Annotated in this window: 15 protein-coding genes; 10 read left to right on the forward strand and 5 right to left on the reverse strand. The window is 51.8% G+C overall.

Annotated elements, in window-relative coordinates; translation table 11 throughout:
• Positions 1-13 precede the first annotated feature (13 nt).
• The gene (locus tag B5D63_RS18835; RefSeq protein ID WP_078670399.1) at positions 14-7,996 is read right to left on the reverse strand and encodes an Ig-like domain-containing protein; all 7,983 of its coding nucleotides are present in this window, start codon (positions 7,994-7,996) and stop codon (positions 14-16) included.
• A gap of 630 nt (positions 7,997-8,626) precedes the next feature.
• Between B5D63_RS18835 and B5D63_RS18845 the strand changes: the two genes are divergently transcribed.
• From B5D63_RS18845 to B5D63_RS18855, 3 genes are all read left to right on the forward strand, one after another.
• Positions 8,627-9,040, forward strand: coding sequence for a hypothetical protein (locus B5D63_RS18845; protein ID WP_078670401.1), 414 nt, complete (start codon positions 8,627-8,629; stop codon positions 9,038-9,040).
• 189 nt (positions 9,041-9,229) lie between these two features.
• Positions 9,230-10,987: a hybrid sensor histidine kinase/response regulator gene (locus B5D63_RS18850; protein WP_078670402.1), complete on the forward strand. Its 1,758-nt coding sequence runs from the start codon at positions 9,230-9,232 to the stop codon at positions 10,985-10,987.
• Positions 10,988-11,057: 70 nt separating this feature from the next.
• Positions 11,058-12,041, forward strand: coding sequence for a terpene synthase family protein (locus B5D63_RS18855; protein WP_078670403.1), 984 nt, complete (start codon positions 11,058-11,060; stop codon positions 12,039-12,041).
• Here the strand turns inward: B5D63_RS18855 and B5D63_RS18860 are convergent.
• Positions 12,027-13,187, reverse strand: a complete 1,161-nt coding sequence (locus B5D63_RS18860; RefSeq protein ID WP_078670404.1) for a cytochrome P450 — start codon at positions 13,185-13,187, stop codon at positions 12,027-12,029. The two genes, B5D63_RS18855 and B5D63_RS18860, sit on opposite strands and share 15 nt — an antisense overlap.
• A gap of 204 nt (positions 13,188-13,391) precedes the next feature.
• Between B5D63_RS18860 and B5D63_RS18865 the strand changes: the two genes are divergently transcribed.
• Positions 13,392-15,191 carry an ATP-binding response regulator gene (locus B5D63_RS18865; RefSeq protein WP_078670405.1) on the forward strand — a complete coding sequence of 600 codons (1,800 nt, stop codon included), beginning with the start codon at positions 13,392-13,394 and terminating at the stop codon, positions 15,189-15,191.
• 1 nt (position 15,192) lies between these two features.
• Here B5D63_RS18865 and B5D63_RS18870 read toward each other — a convergent pair whose 3' ends face one another.
• The 3 genes from B5D63_RS18870 to B5D63_RS18880 form a co-directional block, all read right to left on the reverse strand.
• A complete protein-coding gene (locus B5D63_RS18870) occupies positions 15,193-16,140 on the reverse strand; it encodes a terpene synthase family protein (RefSeq protein WP_143312990.1) in 948 nt (315 codons plus the stop codon).
• 746 nt (positions 16,141-16,886) lie between these two features.
• On the reverse strand, positions 16,887-17,648 hold the full coding sequence (locus B5D63_RS18875; RefSeq protein WP_078670407.1) for a LytR/AlgR family response regulator transcription factor: 762 nt from the start codon (positions 17,646-17,648) through the stop codon (positions 16,887-16,889).
• The gene (locus tag B5D63_RS18880; protein ID WP_078670408.1) at positions 17,629-18,654 is read right to left on the reverse strand and encodes a sensor histidine kinase; all 1,026 of its coding nucleotides are present in this window, start codon (positions 18,652-18,654) and stop codon (positions 17,629-17,631) included. The genes B5D63_RS18875 and B5D63_RS18880 overlap by 20 nt, the downstream gene beginning before the upstream one ends.
• A gap of 319 nt (positions 18,655-18,973) precedes the next feature.
• Between B5D63_RS18880 and B5D63_RS18885 the strand changes: the two genes are divergently transcribed.
• From B5D63_RS18885 to B5D63_RS18910, 6 genes are all read left to right on the forward strand, one after another.
• The gene (locus B5D63_RS18885; protein WP_078670409.1) at positions 18,974-19,435 is read left to right on the forward strand and encodes a protein-disulfide reductase DsbD domain-containing protein; all 462 of its coding nucleotides are present in this window, start codon (positions 18,974-18,976) and stop codon (positions 19,433-19,435) included.
• Positions 19,436-19,476: 41 nt separating this feature from the next.
• Positions 19,477-19,908 carry an organic hydroperoxide resistance protein gene (locus tag B5D63_RS18890; protein ID WP_078670410.1) on the forward strand — a complete coding sequence of 144 codons (432 nt, stop codon included), beginning with the start codon at positions 19,477-19,479 and terminating at the stop codon, positions 19,906-19,908.
• 2 nt (positions 19,909-19,910) lie between these two features.
• Positions 19,911-20,684, forward strand: coding sequence for an alpha/beta fold hydrolase (locus B5D63_RS18895; RefSeq protein ID WP_078670411.1), 774 nt, complete (start codon positions 19,911-19,913; stop codon positions 20,682-20,684).
• Between the two features lie 77 nt (positions 20,685-20,761).
• Positions 20,762-21,538, forward strand: coding sequence for a DUF1223 domain-containing protein (locus B5D63_RS18900; RefSeq protein WP_078670412.1), 777 nt, complete (start codon positions 20,762-20,764; stop codon positions 21,536-21,538).
• A 125-nt stretch (positions 21,539-21,663) separates the two neighbouring features.
• The gene (locus B5D63_RS18905) at positions 21,664-22,647 is read left to right on the forward strand and encodes a heme-binding domain-containing protein (RefSeq protein ID WP_078670413.1); all 984 of its coding nucleotides are present in this window, start codon (positions 21,664-21,666) and stop codon (positions 22,645-22,647) included.
• A complete protein-coding gene (locus B5D63_RS18910; RefSeq protein WP_078670414.1) occupies positions 22,644-23,060 on the forward strand; it encodes a hypothetical protein in 417 nt (138 codons plus the stop codon). The genes B5D63_RS18905 and B5D63_RS18910 overlap by 4 nt, the downstream gene beginning before the upstream one ends.
• Positions 23,061-23,062: the final 2 nt, after the last annotated feature.

Here is a 23,062-nt window from a genome sequence, read left to right on the forward strand (position 1 = left end):
AGACATCTTCATTCTATTGATCGTTCCGGATAATGGTGATAAATCCTTTCCACACGCGGGAAGTACCGTTGACGGTGAGCACATAATAATACGTGCCTTCTGCCAGCGGGTGACCGTTCAGCGTACCGTCCCAATCGTTGCTATAGTTACGGCGCTGGTATACCAGTCTGCCTGCACGGTCAAATATTTTCACTTCATTGTCTGGATAACTGTCCAGGTTTCGGATGATCCAGCGGTCGTTTTTACCGTCGCCGTTGGGTGTGAGCAGGTTGGTAGCGTCCAGTTTATAATCATCCGTCACCCGGATGGAGATGGTGGCCATAGCGCTGCAACCGGCGGCGCTGGTACCTGTCACCTGGTAGGTGGCGTCCGCTGTTGGTTTTACCGTCAGCGTAGGCTCCTGCAGGCTTCCGCTGGTGCCACCGGCGGGCTTCCAGCTGTAGGCCGCGGCGCCTGTTGCCGTCAGCATAACGATATCACCTTTGGAGATGGTACCGCCTTTATCGCTGCTGATGCTGACACCAGGCAGCGGGTTGACCGTCAGGAAGAATGTCTGGCTGTAGGTGTCTTTACCGCCGTTGTCCGTACCGCCGTCATCCTTCATGGTGATGGTAACGGCCGCAGAGCCGCCGCCGATGCCGGGTTTCAGCTGATAGCGGATGGTATTGGTGACCACATCTGCCTTTAATATATCGAAGTAGGGCTGGCTGGCCGCCAGGGTGATGGTATAATGCTGGTCAGCCTCTACCGGCGACACACCGGTGAGTTGTATGGTTTGTACCGCGGAGGTAGCGCAGAGATATACATCTGCTACAGGGTCCATTACCGGCTGTTTGTTGACATAAGAGATCCGGACCTTCACAGTAACGGGAACGGCTGCACTGGTATTGAGACCATCGCTGGCCGTTACCTTCAGGGTAATGGTTTTACCCGCGACAGCGCGCAGCAGCGTATTGTCTTTAACCGTAATGCGGCCGCCGGCAGCGAGGGACAGCGCGCCACCGGAGCCGTCTGCCACCAGCGTCCAGCCCTGCACGGTACCGGATGCATCAGTACCCTGCAACTGGCCCACTAGGGTGCCGGCGGGACTGTTATCATCAATATCGAATGACTGCTGACCGATAGCCGGCGCCGTTGCATCGTATTGCAGGCCAAGCTGGTTAGAGGCGAGATTGCCATTACCCGCATCGTCTGACACTACGCCGGCCGGCAGTTGCACGGCGACATTCCCATCCGCCGCGGGGGTAATCAGCACCGAGTAATGGATATTATCTGTTGTTTGCAGCTGGCTGGCCACACCATTGGTCACCTGTAAAGCCGCAACAGTAAGGCCGTGAACAGGGTCCGCAAACGTCAGGTCTACGGTAAACGGCCTGTTGATACGGCCGGAGCTGGCAGAAGACAGCGTAACGGCCGGGCGGTTTGTTTTCACCAGCACGCCGCTGGTGGCAGGCACCTGCTGCAGCGCCGGCACCGCATTATTGCCGGCCGCGTCTTTCATGGCGCCGCCATTCAATGCGATGGCATTGCCCACGCCGATACCGTCGGGGTCCATATCGCCCTGCTGAACGACATAGAGGAATTGCAGTGTAGCCGTACCTGTGCCGCCTATGTAAGTAGCCTGCACGGTTTGGGTACCGATAGTCAGTGGCATGGAAGGCACGCCTGTCACGTTCACCGGTTCAGACAGCTGGGCGCTGAAGTTCAGCGACTGCCCGGCTTTGTACGTCCCGTTAGAGGGCACGCTTACGTTGATGACCATAGGGGCTGTTACATCTGCGGTAAGCAGGATAGTATTGGAGGCCTGGTTGTCATTACCTGCTATATTCCTCGCTATGCCGGAAGGCACTAAAAGCGTCAGAGGGCCATCTGCCGAAGGCGTTACTAAAGCTGTATAGGTAATGTTATCGATAGTTTGCAGCTGGCTCACTACCGCATTCATAGTGGTAATACCAGTCGCCGTAAACCCGTTGACCGCCTCACTGAAAGTGATGGTCATCAGGAAAGGTTGCCGCACGGGACTTACAGCAGCAGTGCTGATGACCACGGACGGACGTTGTGTGTTGACAAACACGCCGCTGGTATTACCGACGTTATTTAATGTGAGATTGGCATTGTTGCCGGCCGCGTCTTTCAGCGTACCAGCGTTAAGCTGAATGCCTGTTCCCAGCGTGATGCCATTCATATCCATATCTCCGTTCTGAACCGTATAACTGAATTGCAGTGTAGCCGTACCCGTGCCGCCGGCATAGGTTGCCTGCACGGTCTGGCTACCGATGATCACCGGTATGGAAGGCGTACCCGTCACAGTCACCGGTTCAGACATGGTTACCTTGAAATTCAGCGGTTGCCCGGTAGTGTAGTAACCGTTAGCAGGGGCGTCTACGCGGGCGACCAGAGGCGCTGTTATTTTTGCCTGGAGACTAAGCATATTGGACGCCACGTTATCGTTCTGGCCCACGTTCAGCGCCATGCCGGCAGGCACCTGCACCGTTACGTTACCATCTGCCGAAGGCGTTATCATCGTTGTGTAAGTGATATTATCAGTGGTTTGCAGCACGCCCGCGGTACCATTGTTAATATGGATACCGCCGGTTGTAAATCCTGTGACCGCTTCGCTGAAAGTAATCGTCACAGGGAAGGGCTGCCGCACAGGGCTGACAGCGGTGGTGGTGACAGAAACCGTTGGATGTTGTGTATTGACAAACACACCGCTGGTGTTACCAATGTTGACCAGAATCGGACTAGCGGCGTTGCCGGCTATATCTTTTACGATACCGTTGAGCACCCTTCCCAGGGTGATGCCGTCCATGTCCATGAAACCATCCTGGACAGTGCAGCTGAATTCCAGTGTAGTCGTGCCCGTACCACCGGTAAGGGTGGCCGGTACTATCGCCCCTCCGATGTACACTGTTAACTGGGTAGCGGCGGTGGCCGTCACCGGTTCTGACATATTCAGGACGAAATTCAGTTGCTGACCGGCGTTATAATAGCCGGGAGACGGGACGCCGACGCTGGTCACCACCGGTGCGGTCATATCAGCCTGCAGGTTGAGTATATTGGATGCCGTATTAGCGTTGCCCGCTACGCTCCTGACAACGCCGGCAGGGACCATAATGGTCAGGACGCCGTCTGAAGGCGTGATCAATGCTGTATAGGTAATGTTATCACTGGTAAGCAACTGGCTTGCATTCCCATTAATGACATCAATATTACTTTCAGCAAAGCCGGTAACAGCTTCACTAAAAGTAATTTTCAGCAAAAACGCCTGGGTAATGGGACTTGTTGCGGCGGTGTTGATTGTCACGCCGGGTTGCCGGGTGTTCACAAACACGCGGCTGGTATTGCCCACATTGTTGAAACCCGGGAGCGTGTTGTTGCCGGCCACATCTTTCACTGTACCGCCGTTCAACTGAAGGGCGGCTCCCACGCTAATCCCGTCCATGTCATTATCACCATTCTTTACCACATACACAAATGTGAGGGCATTGGTACCGGAACCACTGGTATAGGTGGCCTGTACCGTCTCTGCACCGATGATCACCGGGATGGAAGGCAAACCTGTTACCGCCACCCCTTCCGAAAAGTTTGCGACAAAGTTGAGCGGTTCACCGGCTATGTAGTAGTTATCACGGGGAACGGCAATGCTGGTGATCTCCGGCTTTGTAGCGTCGTAAGCTAGCGTGAGGGTATTGGAAGCCGTATTACCGGTGTTGGCATTGTTTGTAACAACATCTGCCGGCAGCGTGACAATAACGGTACCGTCAATCGATGGAGTGATGGTCGCTGTATAGGTCTGATTATCGGCCGTCGCCAGGTTGGAAAGCGTGCCATTGGTTACCTGGAAAGCAGCTCCGGTGAGGCCGGTTACCGCTTCGCTGAAAGTAGCCGTGATCGTAAATGCGCTGCTGACCGGAGAAGCGGCGGCGGTGGACAAAGTCACCGTCGGCGTGGCTGCATTCACGAGCACGCCCGTCATGGAAGGGATACCCTGTAATGTCAGGTCTGCATCATTACCGGCAGCATCTTTGATGGTGCCGCCATTCAGCTGAATGGTATTATCCAGCGTGATGCCGTCTGCGTCCATATCTCCCGGTATTACCTGATAAACGAAGAACAGGCGGTCGTTTCCGCCGGCGCCGATATAACGGGCCAGCCCCGCTTTATTGCCGACCGTCACGGCCAGGTACGGTGATCCTGTTACGATGACAGGCTCGTTGTACCACACAGAGAAGTTCATGACGCGGCCGGCAGCATAGACGCCGGCGGAGGGCACGTCAACGCTATTCGCCTGCGGCGGCGTGGCATCATACGTCACATTCAGGGTATTGGAGGCACTGTTGCCTGTGCCGGCTATATTCGTAGCCGCATTGGCTGGCAGGGAAATATCAACGTTGCCGCTCTGCCGGGGTTTTACCTGCGCAGTATAAGTAATGTTATCTGTTGTTTGCAGGTTGCTGATGTCGGCGTTTGCAGCATTAAAAGCTGATGCCAGCAGTCCGTCCATCTTTTCGGAAAAAACTGCTGTTATGGTAAAGTCATGGTTCAATGGTGAAACGGCCGTAGTGCCCAGCGTAACAGAAGGTACAGCTGTGTATACCTTTACCTGCGAAGTACTGCCGACATTTTGCAGGGCTGGTAGTGCGCCGTTACCGGCAGCATCCTCCAGGGTACCGTTGTTCAGGGCAAGGCCGCTCCCAACAGCGATACCATCCATATCCATATCACCGTTCTGCACAATATACCTGAAGAGAAATACCGTCCCGGAAGTATTACTGATATAATCGGCCAGTATGGTTTTACTACCGATAATCACCGGCAGTGTAGGCCTTCCCGTTATCGTCACCGGTTCAGACATGGTGACATAGAAGTCCAGCGGTTTGCCTGTGCGGTAGTATCCATCGGCGGGCACCGCCACGCTCGTTACTTTTGGCGGGGTTACATCCCAGGTGAAGGTCAGTGTGTTGGACGGCAGGTTTATATTATCTCCCTCTTTCTGCTGCACGGTCCCCATCGGTAAATACAAGGAATAAGGTCCTTCCCGCGTAGGCGTAGGCGCAAGCAGAAAGGTGAAAGTGCTGTCGTTCACCTTCAACTGGTCGCTGACGGTTACATTCAAAATGTTCAGGTCTGATACGCTCAGTCCCACCACCGGTTCACTGAAACTCAGCGTCAGGCGGAATGGTTGGCTATAAACAGTTTTTTCCAGGGAGAGGACACAGGTGGGCATGGTTGTATTTACCCTGACGGCAACGGTATTTCCCACATTATTCAGCGTCAGGATGGCATCATTTCCTACCTGGTCACGAATCGTAGCGCCATTTAACTGCAGGTTGCCCACCGCGATGCCGTCCATGTCCCTGTCGCCTGGTGCTACCTTGTAGGAGAAACTCAGCTTGTTGGGTGCATTATTGCCCTGGCAGGTAGCCTGTTTTACGGCTGAGCCGATGGTCAGTTCCAGGTAAGGGGCGCCACCACCGGTGTTCATCACAATATCTTCATCAAAAGAAACATCGAAAGATATGTCGTCGCCCACATGGTAATATCCATTTGGCGGAACAGCGACCAATGTCACAGCCGGTTTCTGCTGATCGGCCGTGACAGTTATCTTATTGGAGGCGCTGTTGCCGGTACCGGCGATGTTCACCGCTACATTCGCCGGCAGTAAAACTTCTACCGGCCCGTCGGCGAAGTTGCCGATGGTCGCTACGAAGAGGTTATTGGCGCCCTGCAGGCCGGTCACTTCCCCGTTGCTAACCTGAAAATCCTCTTTTGCTAATCCCGTTACCGGCTCACTGAAAGTAAGGGTGACGATAAAAGGAGCGTTGACCTTCGCCGGGGCGCCGGTTGTCAGCACTACAGTGGGGGCCGCCGTATGTACTTTCACCCCGCTGAGGTCTGGCGGGGTCCCCAGGGTCAACAGTGCGCCGGTACCGGCTGTACTTTGGATGGTACCGCCGTTTAACTGTATATCCGTTCCGATAGCAATGCCGGCAGTGCCTTCATCGCCTGGTTGTACCGTATAGCTGAAAGTCAGAGTATTGGTGCCTGTGCCGCCGGTATACCTCGCCTCTACGGTAGCAGCCCCTATCCCTACAGGCAGGAATGGAGTGCCTGTTACCATTACCGGCGAAGAGAAGGTAACGCTGAAGTCCAGGGAAGTACCTGCATTGTAATAGCCATCAACGGGCACGTTGAGCCCTGTCACCGCTGGCGACGTTTCCACGGTCCAGCTATAGGGCTTCCAGGCGGACTGGTTTCCGGCCGGATCGGTAGCCCTGATCTCCAGCACATGGGTCCCAACGCTCATACCGGTGAGTACCAGCGGGCTGGTGGTAGCGCTGGGAGTGCTGCCATCGAGGCGGGCCTCAAAGCTGGCGGACTCATTGGCCATAAAGGCAAATGCCGCCTGGGTGCTGGAGGTAGACGTCGGAGGGCCGGTAGTGATGGTCACCAAAGGAGCCTGGGTATCGAGCGTAATGTCCTTTTGAATAATCTGATAATTCCCTGTCTGGTCCTGCACTTTCATGTACACGGTCTTCTTTCCGTCTGCCGGTGGCAGCGACCAGGTCACCAGCGGGGTAAGGGGCTGTGCAGCGCTATATGTCACGCCATCATTGGAAAATGCCATCGTCACTCCCGAAGAAGCGTCACTGGCGGTGACATCCAATGTTACAGTTGTATTGTTAGTATAGGCGGCGCCGTTATTGATCATCAACGCGCCGGAAGGCGGTGTTCTGTCAATGGCATAGGCCGAAGCCGTAACAGGCGCACTATTGACAGGGTTTATCATATTATTGCCGGTCAGCACCAGCGCCAGCGTACCATCTCCCGTGCCGGTACTGACATCCACGGTATAATACCCGGGATACGATTGTACCTGCGTTACGGTAGCAGCGGCAATACTTCCCGTAGTACTTACTGAGAATGCTTCTTTTGGCGGCGTGCTGGTCAGGGTTGGATTGAACGCTACTTTGTAACGCACGCTGGCCGCGTTGGTAGGGCTGTTATTCATCAGCGACATCTCTGTCACCGTAACCGGCGTGGCTGTTAATTTTCTGATGCCGGGGGATGTATACTGGTTATAATAGATCGTGGAGCTGGCCCTGTCCACCATAATTCCCCACGGTAATTGCGGCGGATCGTTATTGGATATAGTAGCGGAGATGCCGCTTTGCAGATAGGAAGGCCACATTGTTTCGGGATCGAACCGCCAGATTACGCCGGATGCCCCATTGCCGGAACCGGCATCCACAGCGTAAAGATAACCAGCGTCATCGCATGTCAGGGAAGTGTAGGTACCGGAACCGTGTTTCGTCGGTACCGTCTCCCCGTTCTTCAGCCTGTAGATATTGTTTTTATTGGAGAAATCCCAGAAACCGGTGAAATAGATGGTATTGTTTTTATCTACTGCCAGCCCGGTAGGATGGGATGTAAACGTAGTATTCTGCATCCCGTCATACAACACTGTTCCGGCGCCCGACTCGTTGCCTTTGGCATACTTCATCAACCGGGCAATCCCTGAGGCCCCGTCCTCTTCCATCACGATCAGGTTCTCCTGCTGATCGAAGGCCAGGTTAATGTAGCCGGTGCCGGACCTCACGGTCTCCACAGGCAAATAATCCGTACCATTAAAACGTAATCGCATCACCCGGCCAAATCCAATGCCCCCGTCGGAAGCCGTAAAGTACACGTCGCCATTCGCGTTGACGGCTATTCCCCAGTAGTAGTCATCATACGGAACATAACTCGGACTGGTGTAAATCCAGTTGAGGTTTCCCGTACTACCGTTAAGAAACTTCGTAATAACACTACACGAACTTCCGGCACTATAAGCAATCGAATAGATGTTGTTGAACTTGTCGCGGGTAATAGCCGTCTGAAGGGGGGTGTTTGAAAAATCAGTTACACTGAACTGCGCGCTTGCAGGCATGACCAGCAGCAGGCACCATAATAAACAGGACCATCCGGAGCGGATGAGTGTAGGGATATGCATACAATTGAATTAACGGCAAACAGGTTTTAATGGAAATGCCGGTCCGAGCATCTTCATGCGCCTGTTTGTTTTGATAGAACAAGATTTTGTCAGGGAATATATACAGTACGGTTATCTGGCGTTGACGGCTATACGCAGTATCACCTGGGAAAGTCCCGCGAATAAGTTATCATGTCTTCCGGAATGACCAGATGGCAACCGGTGATGGACGTGATCAACACAGGTATAGCGCAGTCAGTCTTTTGAGAAAAATGCTGATTTTCAGTTTGGTACATACGATCGTTGTGGTTTACGCGGGTTGCGATGGACAAAAGTGAGCGGTTTGACTTTGGATATCCGGCTAAAATTATGATGGCCGCAAAGGTATTCATTTTTTTAACTCATATCCGGGGATTTTCCCCGTTGCCGCATAAGGACTATCCCTTCCGTCAATGCCGGCAGTAGCGCTGTACCAGCTTCTATCCATTTTCTTATCATGATGTTTTTATCTATCTGCAACGGGTATACGAAATATTCTCCTGCTGGTGTTACCTGAAAATCAAGTTTTAGATTATCGTCCGGCGTTGAAAAAGTTTGCCGTATATTGTGCAACGAAAAACCAACAAACTGCTTGATATTAAACGATCCCATATGTCTTCCTTACAAGAATTTGCCCTGAACTCTGACGGACGTGCCGAACCGGTCTTCCTGGCCCAATTGATACCTTTTGCGCAGGCCAATGGCTCCGGCTCGTTCTACGCATTATGGCAGCACAACGACAGCACCGATCTGAACGAACTGCCGGTGGGGGTCTTCGGAGACGAAGGCGGTGAATATGGCGTAGCAGAAAATCTTAACCGGTTTTTGCAACTGCTGACCATCGATGCAGAACCGATGATCTTCGATGGTGTCAACTACTTTCGGGAACAGCACCCGACAGGTCATTTCCGGAGGAGCCAGGCAGCGGGTACTGCGGTTGAAGAACAGGCGGGGCACAGTATACCTGCAGGGCGTCTCTATAAAACTTATCCAGCAGGGAATTGTCATCATTATTTCAATAAATAACTAAAATAGTTTTATCTATTTCGTATCTTAGAGACCAAGACTTACTACAACAATGTACAACTGTTCAGAAAACCTGGCGGTCAGGTAGTCACACCGGTATCCTGATAAGCCTGAAAGTAAAATGGCATCATTGCAATCAAGACCCTCAATTGATAACTTTGACCCAATAAAAAAACCCACAACGAATGTATGCGTAGATTCTGGCGCCTGTTGAAAACTCTTCCATATCTTGGTACAGATGGAGCACCGCTACCGTTAAACAGCAAGCGGGTCATCATCATTCTTAATTCCCTGGCTTTATTGACCTCTTTTCTGTGTTTCCTGATCTCGACTGTCTTATGGAACACAGCCCATGAAATCCGTATTTCCGGCGTCGGGTACGCCATGGCCCTTATTTACCTGGGCGTGCCGTTGTTTAACAAAGCCGGCAAGACCAATTCTGCCTTACTGACCATCTTCATACTGCAGTCCTTCAGCGCCATGTATTACGGCGCCCTGCTGGGACCTGCCATCAACATCGAGGCGCTGGCCGTTTTCCTCTGTGGCGCCGCGCTGCTGATCATCAAATCCAGCCGTTATAAATGGGCGGCGATCACTTTTGTGTTAACCGTTACGGTGATTTTAAAAGTCATCTGGTATGGTAACCTGGTAGATCCCCTGCCGCTGAGCATCAGCAACAACCGGCTGGTCTATTTCTTCGCCGCCGGAGCCGTGCTGCTCATGAATGCGCTGTTGCTGTATTTCTACGAGCGGGCGGTGAATAAAAGCAACCGGGAGCTGGAAGCCCTTGTGGAAGAAAGGACGCTGGCGCTGGACCAGGCCAACCGTTATAAAACTACGTATCTCAATTCTCTGTCGCACGATTACCGTACCCAGCTGAACCCGATTTACGGCCTCGCGCATGAGCTGGTGCTGCAGGCGGAAGACGAAGGGATGCCCGATCATATCCAGGTATCTACCGATGTGATCCGCGCCCTGTATGCCTCTTCCCGTAACATGCTGGACATGACCAACGTGGTGCTGGACACCGCCCGTATTGAGGCGGGCATGTACGACGTACCGCAGCCTGCACCGTTTTCCGTACGGCAGTGGCTTTACCAGCAACTGGATACGTACCAGTATGTTTCGCCGGTACCCCTCCAGTTAAAGATCGCCGGTATCCCCGGACGTATCGTCTCTGATGCGGCCCTGCTGACAAGGATACTCAGCAACCTGCTCACCAACGCCATCAAGTTTTCCCGTCCCGGCGGCACGATTACCATTACGGCCCGCGCCGCCAGCCAGCATTTCCTGCTGGAAGTGACCGACGAAGGCAAGGGTATTCCTGCGGAAGAACTGGAGAAAGTGTTTGACTTATACATTACCGGCTCCAAGCCCGGTGAAGGTACAGGGTTAGGGCTGCCTATTTCCCGCAAAATAGCGGAGACGCTGGGAGGTACGCTCACGGCCGCCAGTGAAACCGGCAAAGGCAGCACTTTCCGCCTGAGCATCCCTATGGTGACTGACAACAGCCTGAAAAGCCAGCCGCAGCAGCCCAACGAGTTTGAGCATTTCTACGGGGCCAAAGTACTCTGTGTAGACGACGACCACAGCAACCGGCTGCTGGCGGAACTTCAGCTGAAACGCCTCGGTTGCACCACCGCTTTTGCCGCCTCCTCCGGCGAAGCCCTGGAGAAAGCCCGCGAAGTCATCCCGGACGTGATCCTGCTCGACTATTACCTGCCCGAGATATCCGGAATGGAGCTGTTGGATAAGATTCGTAAGGACACCCTGTTACGTCATATCCCTGTAATTTTTATCAGCGGAAACACCAACACCGCAGAGATCGCCGCTGCCAGGGCGCACGGCGACGGATTTCTTCCCAAGCCCATAATGCTGGAACAATTATACCATGCCCTGCTTCCGTTTCTGTCCAGCAGGCTCGTCACTGAAAGCAGACCGTTATAACGCTGATGGATAAATTTTTAATATTGCGGTAGATTATTGTACCTTATATGGCCAAATTGTGCGATATATTATGAATGCAATCATTCTTCCAATCCTCTACTGCCCTATTGAGTCAGCGATTAATCCAAACTACCAACATGCCATCGACCACACCAATGCGTGGGTAAAGAGATTTGCGCTGCATGCTGACGGCAGCTACGAAAAATACCTGGATGACAATTTCGGTATGATGACCGCCAGGTTTTATCCCGAATGCGGGCTGGACCAGCTGAAGCTGGCCAACGATGCCAATGTGCTGTTGTTTGTCATGGACGACGCCATGGACAACCAGACAGAACGCGACGAACTGATACAGTCGCGCTTAAACTTTGAAAGTTTTGTGGCCGCCTGCAAGCAGATCCTGGCCGACCCGCAGCCGCCGAAAAGCGGCGACACCGGTGTGATGGCCGCGCTGGCAGATGTATGGCTCCGTTTCCAGGCCCTCAGCACCCCGGAATGGCAACGCAACTTTGTGGAAAGCCTCCATAAAATGTTCGCCGCCGGCCTCTGGGAATACGGGAACGTACAGGCCGGTCAGCTCCCGACCGTAGCCGAATTTTACAAGAGAAGACAATTCCTGGGCGCCGCACATGTCAGCACCGACATGATCGAAGTGATTGAAGAAATATCACTGCCGGCGCAGGTCCTTCAGCATCCGGCAGTGATGGAACTGGTAGTACTGGCGCGCAACCTGGTATGCTGGGCCAACGATCTTTTCTCCCTGTCGAAAGAACTGGACCATGGCGACCAGCATAACATGGTACTGATCATGAAAGCAGAAAGGGAGCTAACGCTGGAAACCGCCATCCTGCAGGCAGCAGCGCTGCACGACGAGGAAATGCGCCGGTTTGAACAGGTGTCTGCCGAACTTCCGGACTTCGGCTCCCATGATGCCGCCGTAAGAAAATATGTCCGCATTCTCGGCGCCATTCTGCGCGGTAATATGGACTGGAGCTACCGGGAAACCGCCCGGTATCACTTCGAATATGGACAGGTGGCTTTAGATCTTGTCTAATGCCAACGGCAGGCTCTTTAGGCTGTATACCAGCGCACTGATCTCCGGTTCCGGCGCAACAGCCGTCGCCAGCCGTACCCGCGCATGGCTGAAGATCGTTTCAAAGGCAATCCGGGTTTCCACTCTGGCCAACGGCGCACCAAGGCAATAATGAATACCATGCCCGAAACTCAGTGCCTGATTCAGGTTAGCCCGGTCCATATCAAACGCGTCCGGGTGCGCGAAGACCGATTCATCTTTATTCGCGGTGCTGACAGACACATTGACCAGATCACCTTTTTTTATGGCTGCGGAGGAAACCATGACGTCCTTCGCAGCTATTCTCGGAAATCCTTTCACCGGCGATAATACCCGCAATGCTTCCGTGACCGCCTTCGGGATGTCTTCGTTGTGCGCCGCCAGATGTGCCTGCACATCGGGCAGCTGGGAAAAAATATACATGGCGTTGGCCAGGGAACTCTTCGTGGTTTCATAACCTCCCAGGAAAATAGCCACACACATGGCAATTACGTCCATCGTCTCCAAACGGTTACCTTCCACTTCAGAAACAATCAGCTGCGAAATCAGATCGTCTTCCGGATGCGCCGTCCGTTTCTGAATCAGCTCAGAGAAAAAGATGCTCATCTCCTGCATGGACCGGCCAAATATTTCGACACCGATCACCCGCGGATCACCTGCAACGGCAATAATCCATTGCCTTACCTTTTCTACTTCCGCGTCCGGCACGCCCAGCAAGCGGGAAATCACGCGGTGCGGCAGTTGCAGGGCAAAGTCCCCCACAAACTCAATAGAACCGGTAGACAGATGAGGCAACAATAATTCTTCACACTGTTGTCGTATCCACCCCTCCGACTGGGCGATAATAGCCGGTGAAAATGCTTTCGTCGCCAATGCCCGCAGATGTTTATGCTTCGGCGGATCTGTTACGTTCAGGTTACGCGTGAATACGTTGTCATCGGTTTTAGGAATGTACTCACTGGAAAAAGTAGCATAGTCGCTCAATACAGCCACCACATCCTCATAACGGGTCACCTGCCAGGCGCCGGGAATATGGTCAGAATAATAGGGAGTAAAGCTGGTATCGAAAAAAGGGTGGGTGGCCTGCATACGGGGATGCAGGGGATGTTGGCTCAAAAGCGTTTTCATGTTTAGTAATGGATTAGAAAATGTTGAACAATCACTTTGGCAGGTAAATTACATTAAATTCGATAATTTTATTTATCTTACCCACGAAACAACTGTACCCTGATTCCGCCACCCAAAACAGATACATAATCCTTTGATGAATACCCGCTTACAACGTGCAGATAGGAACAAGAATACGTATATTACCCTCAATATATCCGATTTATGAAACCTGACCATATTACGATGTCCGATGTAACCAGGCAAATGCTGCTACAACCGGTGGCAGGCGATTATGGCGACGAACAGGAGGTAGGGCGGCGCTCTGCGTTTATGCTAAATATCATTGCCATTATATTTTCTGCGTTAGTTGTAGGTATAGGAGGTTATTTCTATTTTCTCACTAAAAGCCTGCTCTTTTTAACCGGGGTTCCACTGGAAACATTCTGTTTTTTAACAGTAGTATTCCTTAATCACAAGAGGCAATACTTTTACGCGAATCTGCTCATGCTGGTCACCAATGTGATCTTTATCGGATACTGGTCTACCGTATTGGGTGACGGTATGTCGCTTGAAATGCTGCTGGCATTTATGACAGTAATTACCTTCTATCTGATCTCGTCTTTTGTGCTGCATAAAAAAAACAAAGCACTCTTCTACAGTATAATAGGATGTGTGGCGATCGTGATTTATATTATCTCGAACGCTTATTTCCGGTATATTACCCCTCTCGACCTCAGCAAAAGTGTAACAACAGCTATGCGCTGGTCTACAAGTGCCGCTCTCCTGATTATTATCTTCGCCATATTAACCTCCTATGCCTCCCAGATAAATGGCTTGTTGATTGAATCCCGCAGGCTTCAGGCAGCATCTGAGCGAAAGACCGCTTATCTGTCTGAGGTATTTCACGAAGTAAGAACGCCATTAAATGTGGTATACAGCATCGCACAGGTATTCCTCTTAAAGAAAGACAAGCTCTCCCATCTCGAAGAAGAAGATTCCGATGAAGAATATAAATTACCCAGTGGCGGTGAAATGGCTGACCAACTGTACAGCTCCACAGCACTTACCCGCAACATCATCAATCATGTGCTGGAAATCGCAAAAATAGAAAGCGGAAAATTTATAGAGATCAACAAAGAAGACTTTTCCCTGTTTGGACTCGTCAATTCCACCATCGCTGCCCACTCTTATTTGGCCAGTCCCAAAGGCATTAAAATAGCGCTGGAAATAGACGATGCCCTCAAACAAGCCATCCATAGCGACAAAATGATCTTAACCAAGATCTTTAACAACCTGCTGTCCAACAGTATTAAATACAGCACCAATAACACAATGGTACGCGTGGTGCTCAAAAAAGCCGATGCCTTCTGGACGTTGGAGATCACCAATACCGGAAAAATAGACCCCATGATCGCCAAAGCAGCCTTTGAACGTTTCGTTGCCAAAAGTGAAAATGACTCCAGTAGTGGGCTTGGGCTGGCCATCACCAAACACCTCGTGGAATTGCTGGATGGAGAAATCGCCATCGTGCCCCAGCCAGATCCCGAGCTGACCACAATGCATGTCAAACTACCCTTTGTAGCCGGCGAGAAACCCGTAATACAGCTTAACAAAGTAGCGGATGGGAGAAACATCTTCTGGAAGTCAAAGGTATTACTGTTTGAAGATGATCAGATGGGCGCCGGATGGGTGATGCGCTTCCTGAAAAAATGGGGCGTGGACGCTAAATTATGTAAAGAAGATAATGTGGGCAATGCTGTTGCCCGTATCGTTGCGGAAAGCCCTAACCTGGTGATTTCCGACCTGAACATGCCAGGGGTATCAGGGGAGATGCTTTTAAAGCACATGAGAGAACATGCCGCCTTAAAAAGCATCCCCGTATTAATTGTTAGTGCCAGCGAGTCATTTACAGAAACCGATGCTATAGCAATTGGTGCGAATGGATTCTTAAAAAAGCCGATCGATTTTGGTGAATTATGCCTGGCGCTCGCCAAGTTCCTGCCTTATCGTGCATTACTGTAGCCTAGCGATAACGCTCAGTGTCCAGTACCGCCCAATCATCATAACCTCTTACAATCTGATATACGCCGGCAATATATTTTGCCAGCTGGCTGTTGATGTGATCCCCGAAATCAGGCAGGAAAGTACGGGCGATTTCAAACTCCTCTAAATGCCTTGTATGCTCATCGGCAACAAAATCGATGGCATCATCCAACGTCAGGTTAAGCTCTCGTTTGGCAATCAGAATCAGGTTAAATCCACCCTCTTCCAACTCAGCTTCGCGGCGGATAGAATGCAGGTCATTCGACAAGCAGCCCAACAAACTGATCTCCAGTTCTATTTTTTTAACAACCGGATGCATGTATACTCTCTCTGGAATCCGTAGCCCCGCAAACATAGCTACCAGCGGATACATAATACAGAAGCCTGTAAAGGGACGTTCCCTATAGTAGTCTTCAATACTCATCTGATGACGGTGCAACTGCATCTTTATCTCCAGCTTACATTCGGTCAGGTAGTCTTTCATATGGATGCAAAATTGCCGGTACAGGAATGGCCGGTCATGGCAGATGATCTGCAACTTTTTGGCGATGTTCGCCAAAGCCAGTTCCAGACGCCCATTACCTCCATAAGGCTTCCTCTCCAAAATACTGATAAATACATCTAACTGGTCCGTCATTTCCGTTGCTAATGCTTTATCTTCCGAACCTCTGTCACAACTATCGTCCACTGTAAACAGCCATGTCAGCAGCTCTCCGGCCAACGTAATATGTTCCAGACTGGCAAAGGGATACTCACGGGCGGCTTGCACTCCAAAAAGGGCACGGTCATACCATTTCAACGGTTTGTAAAAAGGTGACAGGTTAAACTCCTGCGCCCAGTTGACAGTGTTGGTTTGCACGGTTTCACTAAAATGACTGATCTTGATGTCACCCGGGATGGTGACCATTGCATACTTTCGATTTAACATAACAATTTGATTTAAAAAGTGAAGAAGAAATAAAAAAGAGGTGAAATCAGGTGGTAGCATTCTAAAGTGTAGATCTAACCAATCGCCCAAGGGTACAAGCTGATGGTCTGGCTATTTTATGGAAAAGTTCTCGTTGCTTTATTAAGATAGCTAAAAATTAAATATTACTTAAATCGAATAAGTGCTGGCATACCTATGCAGTCAAAAAAGCCCAAAGTAAAAAATACCCTGGGCTAATCCGTGAAATATGCTTTATCAAAACATTCATCAAAATCGACAAAGGTCTAATATACCTTGTGTGACAGCCCGGCCTGCGCCGGCAATAAAATAAAGTTTTCGCTCCCGGTCAGCTATCAGTATGCGCTCTCCATCTTCCTTTACCTGTTAACGTCAATAGTTGGCGGTTATTTTACCGACGCCTTTTTTGTAAATATACGCTGATCAACGGGCTTTCCCATCAGCCACTGGCTACGAGCATCAACATCACAACATTGGCGAACCCACCTTGGCACCGGTGAATTACACCCTCTAAAAGGGCAAAGACGAATTACCTTTATTCTGCAACCGCTAAAGCATTCACGGCGAAACTCCCTGCGACCAGGCGGTAAACAACCACCGCAGCAGACATTCGCCCCAATAGGGATATTAAAAACCGGGAAGAGGGAGCCAGTGCTCCCCCTTCCCTATTAACTACGTAAAAAAACATCTTTTGGTTCGCCCGATTTCCCAATGATTTTTCCCAAACCTCACCTTTCTTCCAGCCATTGCAAAAATGCTGCAGTCTTCTCCTTTCCGATCAGCAGTTTCTCCGGCGTAGCCACATGCAGGTTGACCAGCAGCTTTCGTGCGAAATAATGCTCCACCTCCCGCACCGCGGAAAAATTAATGAGATACTGGCGGTTCAACCGGTAGAACTGCCGTGCCGACAGCTGGTTTTGCACCTGGTCGAGGGACTGGGTAATAGTATACTCCTCTCCCTTAAAAGTAACAATAGAAGGAGACGTGTACTTAATATAGATATACGCGATCTGGTCTGTCTGCACCGTCACGTACTTATTGTTCTTAAACACCAGAAAACTCTTCTTGCCCTCATCCACGCTGATCTTCCGGATCAGGTCCTCCAGGTTGCTGCCCGAATGCTGCTGGAAAAAGTTCCTGAAATTCTCCACTTTTTCAAAAGCAGCCTTTAAATCTTCCTCGGAAAAGGGTTTCAGCAGATAGTCAACCCCGTTGGCTTTAATGGCATCCAGGGCATATTCCCCGTAAGCGGTACAGAACACCACCGGGCAGGTAACGGTAACGGTCTTGAATATATCAAAAGAGAGACCGTCGGACAGCTGGATGTCCATAAAAATAAGGTCGGGCATCTCATGGGAAGACAACCAGTCGATAGCCGCTTCCACACTCTGTAATTTAGCCGGTACCCGGGCCGACGGACGCAGCTTCATAATCAGGTTTTCCAATGATCTGGCAGCCTTTACTTCATCTTCAATGATGATGACGTTCATATATAATCGGTAATTTAACAGTAAACTTTTCGGCGGTTACATCGATGATCATCTCACCATCCAGCAAATGCCGGTACCGCTGGTTAATATTCTCCAGCCCGATACCGGTAGAGGATTCCGGCACCCGCTTGAGCTGTATATTGTTCTCCACCACCAGGTGGGTAGCGGTGGAATAAAGATAGATATGCAACGGCTTCTCCTCCGAAACAATATTATGTTTGATACAGTTCTCTATCAGCAACTGCAGCGTAAAAGGCGGGATCATCGAGGCATACACCTCTTCCGCAATTTCCTTCTTCAACGCAATGCCGCTTTCAAAACGGGCTTTCAGCAGGTACATATAGGAATCCAGGATCTCCATCTCCTCCGACAACCGGATCAGGTTGAGCTTCCGGCTCTCCAGCGTAAAACGGTAAAAGTCCGATAGCTTCAGGATGAAATTGATGGCCTGCTTATCCTCGCTTTCCACCATATACTTCAGCGTGTTCAGGCTGTTAAACAAAAAGTGAGGGTTTACCTGCTGCTTCAGCAGCTCATACTGCGCCCACAGGTTGGCAGACGTGCTCCGCTCCAGCTCCAGCGACACCTGCTGGTTCAGGTAACTCTGATGCAGCAGATGGATAAACATATAAAAGGTGAGGTTGATCAAAATGCCCCTTACCTCGAACATCAGCATTACCGGCCCGAAATTGAGATGGGACAACAAGTACTGCTGTATGCACGATAATACAAACATGATCACCAGGCCCGCCAGCAGATTCCGCAGCAGCCGCTTTGTCCCGAAGCCGCCGGCGTTTTTGGCCGTATACGACGGGAACGTATATACGTTGTAATACCATATCAGCAGGGAGAACCCTGAAGTCACCCCTGCATCTACCAGCGCTTCATACAATACGAAGTGATGATCGGCGATTTTCGGGATGGCCGTCAGTATCCCCAGCGAGATAGAGCTTAACCATATGATCCGGTTGGATATTTTAAATGCCGGCTGTTGACGTGTATTCACTTTTTAGTCGTTGATCTGTTGCAAATGTAGGCTTCCCAGCGGGAAAGCTACCGTTTCCATGGTTGAAATGGACATATCCGCTCCCCAATCGGACAATCCTTCCCCTGAATCGGACAACCGGCCATCCCCCGCTCCCACCAACACTTTTCGGGAGGAAAACCCTCACGGCCGCTATTGTCCATTTCACCCGCCAGGATGCCGGATTCAACAGGTTTGTACTATGCCCTTCCTCCGCATTGTGCTCTCTTTGTGTCGTAATCGTTGCCTACCGCAGGATTGACAAGGCAACAAAATATTCATTACTACCATCATAAACAAGATGAAAAAGATATCCTTCACACTGATGCTGTTGCTGACCGGCTTATTTACCGCCTTCGGTCATACTGCTACCCCGGCGCCCCAACCCATTCAATGGCGTTATAGCGCCCAAAAGACCGGCAACGGCGAGGCAATATTGCGCATCACAGCTACCCTGGCCGACGGATGGCATCTGTTCGCGCTGAACAACCCTGCCAACAGCCCGGTGAGAATGGCCTTCACCTTCCTCCCCGATCCGGACTACCGTATGGAAGGCAATGTCAGTCAGCCAGAACCCATCACCCGGTTTGAAAAACTGTTCGGCGCCGATATCAGCTATTTCGAAAACGAAGTGGTGTTTCAACAGAAGGTGAGGCTGACCGGCAAAACCGCCACGGTAAAAGGCAATATCGAATTCACGGTATGTGGTCCCCGCCAATGCCTGCCTCCTGAAACCATCGCTTTCAGCATCTTCATAAAATAATAAAAAAACATACACATCACCCTTTATTAAAATTTAAAACGATGAACAACAGCCACACAACAGCGATCGAAAAAGTATTGTACACTGCCTATACCCGTACCACCGGCGGCAGGGAAGGCAATTCCAGCAGCAATGACGGCAGACTGGACATTTTACTCTCCCCTCCCGGCACCAGCGGCCCCGGTACCAACCCGGAACAACTCTTTGCCGCAGGATGGTCTGCCTGCTATATCGGAGCGCTGGGACTGGCCGCCAAAAAGCTGGGCGCCACCCTGCCGAAAGACACACTGGTAGACGCGGAAGTAGACCTGGGCACCACCGACGGCGCCTACTTTTTACAGGCCCGTCTCTCCGTGCACCTGCCGGGCATAGCACCAGAACTGGCACAACAGCTGGTCGACCTCGCCCATCAGACCTGCCCTTATTCCAAAGCCATCAAAGGAAACATCAACGTCACCACTAATATTATCTGAGCATGAAAACCATCAGCAAAAAACTCCGCCTCCTGTTATCCGCCATGGCAGCGTTACTTTTCAGCGCTACTATCGCCGCCGCCCAGCACACCGCCACCCGCATTCAGAACGTTGTGCTCGTACATGGCGCGTTCGTGGATGGCTCCGGCTGGAAAGGAGTATACGACATCCTCATCAAAAAAGGGTACCACGTCACGATCGCCCAGATTCCGCTCAGCTCCCTGCAGGACGACGCGGCCGTAGTGAAAAAGGCGCTGGACCGGCAGAACGGACCTGCGGTGCTGGTAGGCCACTCCTGGGGCGGCACCGTGATCACCGAAGTGAGCGCCCATCCTAAAGTAGCTTCCCTCGTATATGTGACGGCTTTCCAGCCGGATAACGGTGAACCTACTACGAAATGGATCGCCACGGCGCCGGCCCTGCCGGAAAACGGTATCCTGCCGCCCGATAAAGACGGACTGGTATACTACGACCGCGGGAAATTCCATGCAGGCTTCGCCGCCGACCTTCCGCCGGCACAGGCGCTCTTTATGGCAGACGCCCAGAAACCCATCGCAGCGGCTTCTTTCGCCACCCCGGTAACCGCCGCAGCATGGCATCACAAACCCACCTTCGGCATCGTGCCTACGGCTGACAAAAGCATCAACCCTGTTATTCTCAGGAACATGTTCCGGCGCTCCGGCACGAAAGTCGCCGAGATCAAAGGCGCCAGTCACGCCGTCTTCGTCTCCCACCCGAAAGAAGTGGCCAACGTGATCATCGCGGCTTCCAGATAAACCACCTATTCCCGGGGCAAAAGCCCCGGGCTATCATCAACGCCCCCGGGCAGCTCCATCCTCTAAAACGGTCCATCATGAAATACGTTAAAGAAATCGTCCTATACATAGGCCTCCCGCTGATTTTCCTCGCCATTATGGCATTTAAAAACACCCATCACAAAAACATGATCGCCAGCATTCAGCATGACAGCCATGACAAAGGGTTTGCCGTAGTGGAACTCTTCACCTCCGAAGGATGCTGGAGCTGCCCGCCGGCGGATGAGCTGATCGCCAGGCTGCAAAAGGGCAACAACAACCAGCAACTTTATATCATGGCCTTCCACGTGGACTACTGGGACCACCAGGGCTGGAAAGACCGTTTCAGTCAGGCCGGTTTCACCGAAAGGCAAAAACAATACGCCGCATGGTTACGGCTTGGCAATATTTACACGCCGCAGCTGGTCGTTAACGGTAAAACCGAAATGGTCGGATCTGACGAAGGCGCCGTATTAGGGGCCATCAGCGCCGCACTACGGGGTACCACTGCTCCGCCACTGACCTTAAAGGCCGAACAGGGCAACGGCACGCTGACCATCACCTACACCGGCGCTGTACCCCATAAAAAGGCCCGTATCCTGACGGCGCTGGTACAGAAAAATGCCCGCTCCGAGGTGAATGCCGGGGAAAATGCCGGCAAACAGCTCTCCCACGTGCAGGTTGTACGCCAACTGCAGCAGCAGGAGCTGAAAGCACAAGGGACCGTGACCCTGAAACTGCCGGCCGGTTTCCAGGCCGGCGACTGGGAAGTGATTGCTTTTGTGCAGCAGAAAAACACCGGGGAAATCACGCAGGCGGCCAAATTAACCTGGTAGCTCCACTATTGGAGGCGGGAAATGTCTAGTTCAGCCTTCAATATGTCCAACCCGCCAGTTTCTGATTCCCCTCCCGCCGCACCCGGCCTACTTTTGATCTATCAAACACGGAAAAAACAAGCCACATGGAAACGACAAAAAATACGAAACGCTTCAAACGCATCTACCTCATCCCCGCTGCTGTGGTTGCAGTGCTGGCAGGCCTGCAGCTGTTCAGCGAGCCTATCGCCTCCAAACCTGTTACCGGCCATATGGACGAGGCGCCCGCAGAAGTGCTGGCCATCCTGCAGCGCTCCTGCTACAACTGCCACTCCAACGAGCAGCAGTTAAGTTGGTTCGATCAGCTGGCCCCCGCCTCCTGGGCCGTAAAGAAAGATGTGGACCGTGCCCGGGAGGTGATGAATTTTTCCGAATGGGACAAGCTCTCTTCCGGTGAACGTACCGGTAAGATGTACGCGATCCTGAACATGATGCAGGCCGGTAAAATGCCGCTCCGCGAATACCTGCTGCTGCATCCGGGCGCAAAAATCACGGAGAAGGATATTGAAACAGTGAAAAAATATACGCTGTCGCTTTCCGGGCAGCAGGTCCCGGCCAAAGCTGCCGCTGTCACCACTACCACCGCTGCCGCCGCTGTTCCCAAAACATGGCCGGTGTCTCCCAACGGCGTGAAATATACCGACGCCTTCAAACAATGGACGGTGATCAGTATGAGCACGCTCTTCGACAACTCCATCCGGGTGATCTACGGCAACGACATTGCGGTGAAAGCCGTGCGTGAAGAGAACTTCTTCCCCTGGCCCGACGGCGCTATCGTAGTAAAAGCAGTATGGAAACAGGTGACCATGCCCGACGGTGAAATCAGGCCCGGTGAATTTGTGAACGCACAGTTCATGGAGAAAAACGCGGCAAAATATACCACCACCGAAGGCTGGGGATTTGCCAAGTTCAGCGGGCAAAAGCTGGCGCCTACCGGAAAGGACGCCTTGTTTGCCCGGAAATCCTGCATCAGCTGCCACCGGCAACTGGCCGCTGCCACCGGCTTCCTCTTCGACGTGCCGATGAAAGTAAATCCTAAAAGTTTAACCGAAAAAATTATCGCCCAATGAACCGCTTTTTCCTGCTGTTACTGATGGCCGCCGCTTTCACCGCCTGTAAAAATGAAACGCCTGCCAACAACCACACACGCATCGTATTTGACGCCGGTGACCTGCACTTCATCGCATCCTCGCTGAATCCGAAACTGAAGACCATGTCCGCCGTGTATGGCAACGACAGCGCGCTGCAGGCCCTCGCAAAAGGCGATCATCAACCGGCAGCAGGCGCCGTACTGAAGCTGGTCACCTGGCGCTATCATGATAATCCGCAGTATTTCGGCGGCAAGATCAACGGAGAGCTGCTGAGTGTGGAAACCCTACAGGCAGGCAGTTGGCAGCTGGACTTCGGCGCCCTGCAACACCCGGCCACAGCGGCAGAAAGAATCAGCTACATCATGAGTTATCAACCCGTACAAATACCATAATC

The organism is Chitinophaga eiseniae (assembly GCF_900167135.1).
Lineage (GTDB): Bacteria > Bacteroidota > Bacteroidia > Chitinophagales > Chitinophagaceae > Chitinophaga > Chitinophaga eiseniae.